Source organism: Streptomyces sp. NPDC002926 (assembly GCF_053591755.1).
The window spans coordinates 648,108-655,210 of sequence record NZ_JBSFUK010000002.1; the positions used below are offsets into that span (position 1 = coordinate 648,108).

General features: G+C 70.7%; 8 protein-coding genes and 1 pseudogene. 8 read left to right on the top strand and 1 reads right to left on the bottom strand.

Annotated elements, in window-relative coordinates; genetic code table 11:
* The first annotated feature begins 45 nt into the window (after window positions 1-45).
* Entirely contained in the window at window positions 46-2,214 is a 2,169-nt protein-coding gene (locus tag ACWDZ6_RS06315) for a site-specific integrase (RefSeq protein ID WP_451501891.1), read from the top strand.
* Between the two features lie 40 nt (window positions 2,215-2,254).
* On the opposite strand, the gene ACWDZ6_RS06320 is transcribed toward ACWDZ6_RS06315, so the two are convergent.
* Window positions 2,255-2,578, bottom strand: coding sequence for a hypothetical protein (locus tag ACWDZ6_RS06320; protein WP_451501892.1), 324 nt, complete (start codon window positions 2,576-2,578; stop codon window positions 2,255-2,257).
* Between the two features lie 63 nt (window positions 2,579-2,641).
* Between ACWDZ6_RS06320 and ACWDZ6_RS06325 the strand changes: the two genes are divergently transcribed.
* The 7 genes and pseudogenes from ACWDZ6_RS06325 to ACWDZ6_RS06355 form a co-directional block, all read left to right on the top strand.
* Window positions 2,642-3,091 (top strand): hypothetical protein, encoded by a 450-nt coding sequence (locus ACWDZ6_RS06325; protein ID WP_451501893.1) that lies wholly within the window; start codon window positions 2,642-2,644, stop codon window positions 3,089-3,091.
* A gap of 99 nt (window positions 3,092-3,190) precedes the next feature.
* Window positions 3,191-3,784: pseudogene (gene ssd / locus ACWDZ6_RS06330) on the top strand (septum site-determining protein Ssd); the annotation flags it as partial.
* Complete coding sequence (locus tag ACWDZ6_RS06335; protein WP_451501894.1) at window positions 3,781-4,929, top strand: TadA family conjugal transfer-associated ATPase; 1,149 nt, start codon at window positions 3,781-3,783, stop codon at window positions 4,927-4,929. The pseudogene ssd and the gene ACWDZ6_RS06335, both read left to right, overlap by 4 nt.
* On the top strand, window positions 4,929-5,780 hold the full coding sequence (locus tag ACWDZ6_RS06340) for a type II secretion system F family protein (protein WP_451501895.1): 852 nt from the start codon (window positions 4,929-4,931) through the stop codon (window positions 5,778-5,780). The genes ACWDZ6_RS06335 and ACWDZ6_RS06340 overlap by 1 nt, the downstream gene beginning before the upstream one ends.
* Window positions 5,777-6,547: a type II secretion system F family protein gene (locus ACWDZ6_RS06345; RefSeq protein WP_451501896.1), complete on the top strand. Its 771-nt coding sequence runs from the start codon at window positions 5,777-5,779 to the stop codon at window positions 6,545-6,547. The genes ACWDZ6_RS06340 and ACWDZ6_RS06345 overlap by 4 nt, the downstream gene beginning before the upstream one ends.
* A gap of 22 nt (window positions 6,548-6,569) precedes the next feature.
* Complete coding sequence (locus ACWDZ6_RS06350) at window positions 6,570-6,770, top strand: DUF4244 domain-containing protein (protein ID WP_451501897.1); 201 nt, start codon at window positions 6,570-6,572, stop codon at window positions 6,768-6,770.
* A 31-nt stretch (window positions 6,771-6,801) separates the two neighbouring features.
* The coding region (locus ACWDZ6_RS06355; RefSeq protein ID WP_451501898.1) for a TadE family type IV pilus minor pilin at window positions 6,802-7,103 on the top strand (302 nt) is incomplete at its 3' end.

Below are 7,103 nucleotides of genomic sequence, written 5' to 3' on the forward strand. Positions count from 1 at the left end.
GGACGCCGGGAGGCGCCCTGCCGCCGCTGCGGCTGGCCCGCAGTGGTGAACGCTGAGGGAACCTGCTACCCCTGCCTCCTGGCCGTCCGCCTGGGCGAGGATGAGGACTGGCGCCGAGCAGAAGTACGCGGTGAGTTCCTGGCACCAGGCCGCCACCGGCAGCTGGCGTTCTACCTGGACGGACTCCGACTCCCGACGGTCATGCCCTACCGCAAGCGGAACCGCTCCGGCACGGCCAGCACGAAGGCCCGGCGCCTGACCACAAGCTCCAGGACGTCGGAGGACGGGGACGTCTGCACCCCGCAGATCGACGGTCAGCTCGGACTGTTCGCCACCCCGCCACGATCCCTGCGCAGGTCTCACGCCGCTCTCCTTCGCGGCCGTGACATCCCCGATCTCCCGCTGCTGCTGCGGGCATTGGAGGACATAGCCGTCGAGCGAGGTGTCAAGGACGGTTGGCGACGGATCACCCGCGACCTCGGCATGCTCGCCCTGGCCGCACGAGACCCCGGGGAACGGCTGGTCCGCCCCGAGACCCTGCCCGACCTCCCGGATATGCATCCCACGATCGAAGAGGCCCTTGCGCGGGCCTGTCTCCTGGCAAAGCGGCGACCACGGATCGTCCCGAAGTTCCTTCTCACAAGCGGTAGTTGCAGTCAGTGCCTGGCCTGGGCAAACGATAAATGGAAGGTCTGTGTTCCGTGCTCGGACTGGCGGCTGAAGCACCCCGAAGCGGAACCGTGCTCACGCTGCCGTCGGCTGCGCCCGCTGAGCAAGCGGCTCTGCCGGTTCTGCACCATTGTCGTCGCTGAGAACGACCTGGACATCCATGGCGCGGCACTCGACGGCGGTGATCAGCTCTGGTTCGGCGGGCCGTTCACACCCACCATGCAGACCGACTACGGCCCCGGCAAGAGCGCCCTGCGCAAGGGCCGCTTCGCGGCCCGCCGGCGGATGGCCAAGGAGGCCGCCCGCGCCGCCCGGCCCCTGTCCGCCCACCTGGCCACACCGGGTCAGCAGATGCTCTTTGTCGGCCTAGATCGCGACTGGAGTCGCATCGACGAGACGGACCTGCCCGCGTTGACCGAAGCGGCAGCCGATCTGATCAGCGATTTCACCTACTACATCAAGGAACGGGGCTGGGCACTTCAGCAGATCAGGAGCAGTTTGCGGGTGCTGAAGATCCTCGTGAGCCACCTCGGCGTCCAGGCTCCGATCCGGGAAGCGGATATCCGGGCCCTGGCCTCCCTGAGCTCCAACCATCAGTGCCCTCGAGTGATCGACTACCTCCGCCGCCGGGGACTGCTGGCCGAGGACGAGGCGGTCGACGCGGACCTCGTCCGGGCCCGACGCATCGCTGCCGGGTTGCCCGAACCGTTCGTCTCCCCCGTCAACACCTGGATCGATGTCCTCATCGGGCAGAGCGCGAAGCCCAGCCTGCCCGTCGCACCGGCCACGGCCTACCGCTACGTCAACGACATCGCCCCTGTCCTCAACGCCTGGGCCGCTGATGGCATCACCAGCTTCCGCGAGATCACCAAGGAGCACATCAAAGATGCCGTCACCGTTGAGAAGCGGGCCCGCCACGTCGGACTCAGGTCCCTGTTCCGGGCGCTTCGGCGCGAACGCCTGATCTTCCGAGATCCTGCCCGAACCGTCAGCCTGCACGTCACCCCACGCCTGCCCACCCCGCTGCCTTCCGACCAGCTACACGGCCTGCTCGACAAAGTCCCCGGCCCCCGGGACCGCCTGATCATCGCGCTCGTCGCCATCCACGCGCTCACCCCCGCCGAACTGCGCAGACTCCCTCTCCGGGGACTGGACCGGGCCTGCGGCCAGCTCCGGGTCATCAGACCCGGCCGCCCCGATCACATCGTGTTCCTCGACGAGTTCACGCTCACGCTGGCCACGTCCTGGGTCGCCGAACGCACCCGACTCTGGCCTTACACCACCAACCCACACCTCCTGGTGACCCGCGTGACCGCAGCCTCCGACAAGAACCCCGAAGTCGCGAAGGTGCTGATCCAGCGTCTGTTCCGGCGGATCGGCATCCGGCCGATGAAACTCCGAGAAGACCGGATCTTGGACGAGGCCCACCAGAGCGCGGACCCTGTCCACCTGATGCGACTGTTCGGCCTGTCACAGACGACAGCAGTCAAGTACGTCGCCACCGCACACCCGGCCGACATCCGTCCCGACCCCATCGCCCCGTGATCCTTGTGCTGGAGCCCTCGCACAGGGCCAGGGCGGGATGTCACCACCCGTGCGTCAGCTGCACGGCGGCGATCACGAGAGCAAGCACGGCGACGACGACCCCGGCGATCGTCCACCGGCGCATCGAGCCCTGAGGGCCTGTCGGCGTCACCGTCGAGTCAGGCAATCGGGGAGAGGAGCTCGCACTCGTATCGCCTGTTCCCGCCTTCCTCGACAGGAGCACCAGCGCGAAGGCTGCGAAAGCGGCAAATACGGCAAAGGCGCAGAGGAGCGTGACGTGACTGATCAAGAACTCGCCCGACACGGGCAGGACTTGAAGGGATCCGGCGTCAGCCGCGATGGAAATCTTCATGACGACGAGCATCCCGATCCCTGCCTAAGCGTTCGTTTCCGGGCTTCGTGGTTGACACTCGGCAACACTTAACTCATGAGTCGAGGACTTGGAGTCGTTCAGCGGCGCATCCTGGAGACGCTGAAGCGCATTGAGGAAAGTGCCCCAGGCGCGTGGGTGCGGTTTTGCGACCTCGTGAGCCCGAAAGAAGGGCAGAAGATCGAGCGATCGGATCACCAGTCCACAGCACGAGCTGTGAGGACGCTGGCCCAACGAGGCTTGGTCGAGACCAGGAGCAACTACGCGTGGTATGCGCGTAAGCCGATCGTCCGCCTGATCAAGGCTGGCCGGCCTCCGCTGCTTGACCTGGAAGAAGACCGCAAGACCCGAATGCGCTTGGCCCCCCAGATCTCCAAGTTCAACGACACCTTGCGCACGCAACGGTCACGGATTCGGGTCGAGGTGGTGGATCTCGGGAAGTTCGAATACATCACCGTCATCGACAGCGAGACCGGGAAGTCATACCGAGCCGTCCACCTCTACTGATCAACTCGCGAACCCGGCGTAGTTCCCCGTTCAGCGCGTCCATAGGCCAGCGGGTTCCCGCTCCAACTCCCTCCAGAATCCGCGAACTCGTCGGTTTTGCTGGGCGGAGGGCTCGACGTGCTGCTCGGCGGAGAGCAAGCGGACGGCAGACGGTGGCCGGATTTCGCCTCTTCCAAGGGACGGGTCGCCGGCGGGGCGCTCGAGGATTCGCTGCCCGAGTTGCACGCGCTGCGGGTGCTCAGCTGGGACCGTGGCGATTCGGTGGTGATCCCGCCGGAGGCGATGCGGTCGGTGCTGGCCGCGGCGCGCAGGCGCGGCGGGGTGGTGGTCGTGGATCTGCCGCGGCGGGTCGACGAAGGCGTGGCGGAGGCACTGGCCCAGCTGGATCTCGGGCTGCTGGTGGTGCCGGGCGAGCTACGAGCCGTTGCCGCGGCGAACCGGGTGGCGTCGACGGTGGGCATGGTGCTCCAGGACCTGCGGGCGGTCGTGCGTGGGCCGTACGCCGCCGGGCTGGACGAGCAGTGGGTGGCGGACGCCCTCGGGCTGCCGCTTGCGGGTGAACTGCCGGTGGAGGCTGGACTGTTGGCTGCGCAGGACGGGGGCGCTCCGCCGGGAGGCAGTGGGAGCGGGCCGCTGGCGAAGTTCTGTACGGCCTTCTGGGAGCGGGCGCTGGCCGGGCACGGGGTCTCATGAGCGCCGGGCTGCTGGACGCGGTACGACAGTGGCTCGCGGAGAGCGGGGCCGAGCCGACGCCGGCCAGGGTCGCGGCCGCCCTGCGGGCACAGGGGCGGTTGCTGGGCGATGCCGAAGTGCTGGGAGGCACCGAGAAGTTGCGGTGCGAGCTGGTGGGAACGGGGCCGCTGGAGTCCCTGCTGACCGATCCGTCGGTGACGGATGTGCTGGTGTCCGCGCCCGACCGGGTGTGGGTGGACCGGGGCCGCGGGCTCGAGCTCACCGAGGTGACGTTCGCGGATGCGGCGTCGGTGCGCAGGCTGGCACAGCGGCTCGCGGCGGTGGCCGAACGGCGACTGGACGACGCCAGGCCGTGGGTGGACGCCAGGCTGCCGGACGGCACACGGATGCATGCCGTGATCCCGCCGGTGGCCGTCGGCTCGACGTGTCTCTCGCTGCGGGTGGTGAGGCCCAGGGCGTTTTCGGTGGGGGAGTTGGTCACGGCGGGGACCGTGCCGCCGGGCGGGGACCTGGTGCTGCGGGCGCTGATCGAGGCCCGGCTGTCCTTTCTCATCAGCGGTGGCACGGGATCAGGCAAGACGACCTTGCTCTCGAGCCTGCTGGGGCTGGTGGGGGAGCGCGAGCGGATCGTGCTGGCCGAGGACTCGGCAGAGCTCAGACCGGACCACCCGCATGTGGTGCGGCTGGAGTCGCGTACGGCGAATCAGGAGGGCGCCGGCCGGGTGACGCTGCGGGATCTGGTGCGGCAGGCGTTGCGGATGCGGCCCGACCGGCTGGTGGTGGGGGAGGTGCGAGGAGCCGAGGTCACTGAGCTCCTGGCCGCTTTGAACACCGGGCACGAGGGCGGCTGCGGGACCGTGCACGCCAATGCGGCGGCGGATGTGCCGGCCCGGCTGGAGGCGCTGGGGACGGCCGCGGGGCTCGACCGGGCGGCGCTGCACAGCCAGTTGGCGGCGGCCCTCTCGGTGGTGGTCCATCTCGTACGGGACAGGGGCGGGCAGCGGCGGATCGCCGAGGTGCGTGTGCTGGAGCGGGACGCGGCGGGGCTGGTGGTGACGGTGCCCGCGCTGCGGTGGGGCAAGGAGGCGTTCGTCTACGAGCGGGGCTGGGAGCGGCTCCGGTCGCTGATCGGGGGCGCGCTGTGATGGCGGCGGGTGAGTCGGTGTACGCGGCAGCGGTGTGTGCGGGTGCGGCGGCGTGGCTGACGGTCGGCAGGCAGCGGGGGCTGCGGCGGGCGCGGCTGCTCCTCGCGGGTGGCGCTCCGGTGGAGTCGCAGCCGCGGTGGTCCTGGCAGCGGCTGCTGCCTGTGGTGCGGCTGCGGCAGGAGTGGCTGTGCCTGCCGGCGGCGCTGGTCCTCGCGGTGCTGGGGAAGTCGGTGCTGCCGTTGGCAGCGGGAGCGGTGGCGGTGCTGCTCGTGAGGAGGCGGTTGCGGGACCGGGAGCGGAGGCGGGAGCAGGAGCGGCGGGCCGAGGGCGTCATCGCGTTCTGCGGTGCGGTCGCGGCGGAGCTGCGGGCGGGACTGCAGCCGGGGCAGGCGCTGCTGTTGGCCGCCAGATCCACAGAGGCGCTGGGTGGAGCGGAGGCCGCGGTGCTGGCGGCGGCGCGGTTCGGGGGCGATGTGCCTGAGGCGCTTCGGGAGGCGGCCGGGCAGCCGGGCGCGGACGGTCTCGCCGGGGTCGCGGTCTGCTGGCGGGTGGCCGTGGACAGCGGGGCAGGTCTGGCCGCGGGGCTCGACCGGCTGGAGACGGCCCTTCGAGCCGAGTGGGACCAACGTCAGGATCTGCGGGCCCGGTTGGCGGGTGCGTGGTCGACCGTCGTCCTGCTGTCGGTGCTTCCGCTGGCCGGCCTGGCGATGGGCTGGGCACTGGGCGCCGATCCCTTCGGGGTGCTGCTGCACACCGCTGGGGGACTGGTCTGCCTGGTGGTCGGCGGGCTGCTGGAAGCGGCCGGTCTCTGCTGGGCCGTGCGGATCGTACGGAGCGGGGAGGAGACATGACCGGGGACGCCGTCCACAGGCTGGGGGCTGTGGCCTGTGTTCTGGCCGCGGCGGCCTGCCTGGGCTTGATGGTCGCGGGACGACGGCGCGAGCGCACAGTGCGCAGGCGTATCGAGGCGCTGCTGGCGGTGCAGTACGAACGGCGGGAGTGGCGGCCCGAGTACGGCGTGTGGGCGAGGCGCTGGGTGGCTCCGCTGGGCGCGGTGATCACAGGCTATGTCCTGGTCGGCGGAGTGATCGGCGCCATCGTCGGGCTGGTCGGGGCGTACGGCGTGTGGCGTTGGCAGCGGAGCCGCAAGCCTTCCGCGGGCGCTGTGGACCATGCGTCGGGTCGTCAACTGCCGCTGGCCGCCGATCTGCTGGCGGCCTGTATCTCCGCCGGGGCCGGTCCGCGCGAGGCGGCGGAGGCGGTCGGGGAGTCGCTCGGCGGGCCGGTCGGCGAACGGCTGGCGCGGACGGCCGCCGAACTACGGCTCGGCTGTGAACCGGCACAGGCCTGGGGTTGGTTCGGACAGATACCGGGTGCGGCGGCGCTGGCCCGCTGTCTGGAGCGGGCCGACTCAACCGGGGCTCCGGCGGCGGAGCCCGTGTCCCGGCTGGCCGAGCGCTTCCGGGCGGACCGGGCGCGGGCGGCCGCGGCGCGGGGCCAAAAGGCTCAGGTGCTGATCACCGCTCCGGTGGGGCTGTGCTTCCTGCCCGCCTTCCTGGCGGTCGGGGTGGCCCCCGTGGTGATCGGCCTGGCGGATGGATTGCTGAACGGCAACTGAACGAAATTTCTTGGGGGTTGATATGTGGAACTCGTTGCGGGGATGGGTGCGCGGGCTGTCGCGCGGGATGCGCAGGGACGCGGGAATGACCACGTCCGAATACGCGATGGGGACAATCGCCGCGTGTGCCTTCGCGGCCGTCCTGTACAAGGTCGTGACCAGCGGGGCCGTCTCGGCAGCGCTGCAGTCGGTGATCGGGAAGGCGCTCGATGCGCAGTTCTGAGGCGGCCGGTTCCGAGGGGCTCAGCTCTGGGATGCGTGGTTCTGAAGTGCCCGGTTCCGAAGTGCCCGGTTCCGAGATGTGCGGCCAGGTGCGCGACAGGGGGTCCGTGACGGCGGAGGCGGCCGTCGCGGTGCCCGCCCTGGTGGTCTTCGCCATGGCCCTGGTGTGGGCGCTGATGGCGGCCTCCGAGCAGATCCAGTGCGTCGACGCGGCCCGGGCCGGTGCCCGGGCCGGCGCCGGGCCGGGGGGGGCCGCCCGGCGCGCGGCCGGCCCCCCCCCGGGGCCCTCCCGCCCCCCCCCCGCCGGTCAGGACTTTATGTACGGCACCCCGTC

Coding starts and splice junctions, on each gene's coding strand:
- ACWDZ6_RS06345 (WP_451501896.1), top strand. CDS start 5,777: ATGACCGGGGACGCCGTCCACAGGCTGGGGGCTGTGGCCTGTGTTCTG.
- ACWDZ6_RS06325 (WP_451501893.1), top strand. CDS start 2,642: ATGAGTCGAGGACTTGGAGTCGTTCAGCGGCGCATCCTGGAGACGCTG.
- ACWDZ6_RS06350 (WP_451501897.1), top strand. CDS start 6,570: ATGTGGAACTCGTTGCGGGGATGGGTGCGCGGGCTGTCGCGCGGGATG.
- ACWDZ6_RS06320 (WP_451501892.1), bottom strand. CDS start 2,578: ATGCTCGTCGTCATGAAGATTTCCATCGCGGCTGACGCCGGATCCCTT.
- ACWDZ6_RS06335 (WP_451501894.1), top strand. CDS start 3,781: ATGAGCGCCGGGCTGCTGGACGCGGTACGACAGTGGCTCGCGGAGAGC.
- ACWDZ6_RS06340 (WP_451501895.1), top strand. CDS start 4,929: ATGGCGGCGGGTGAGTCGGTGTACGCGGCAGCGGTGTGTGCGGGTGCG.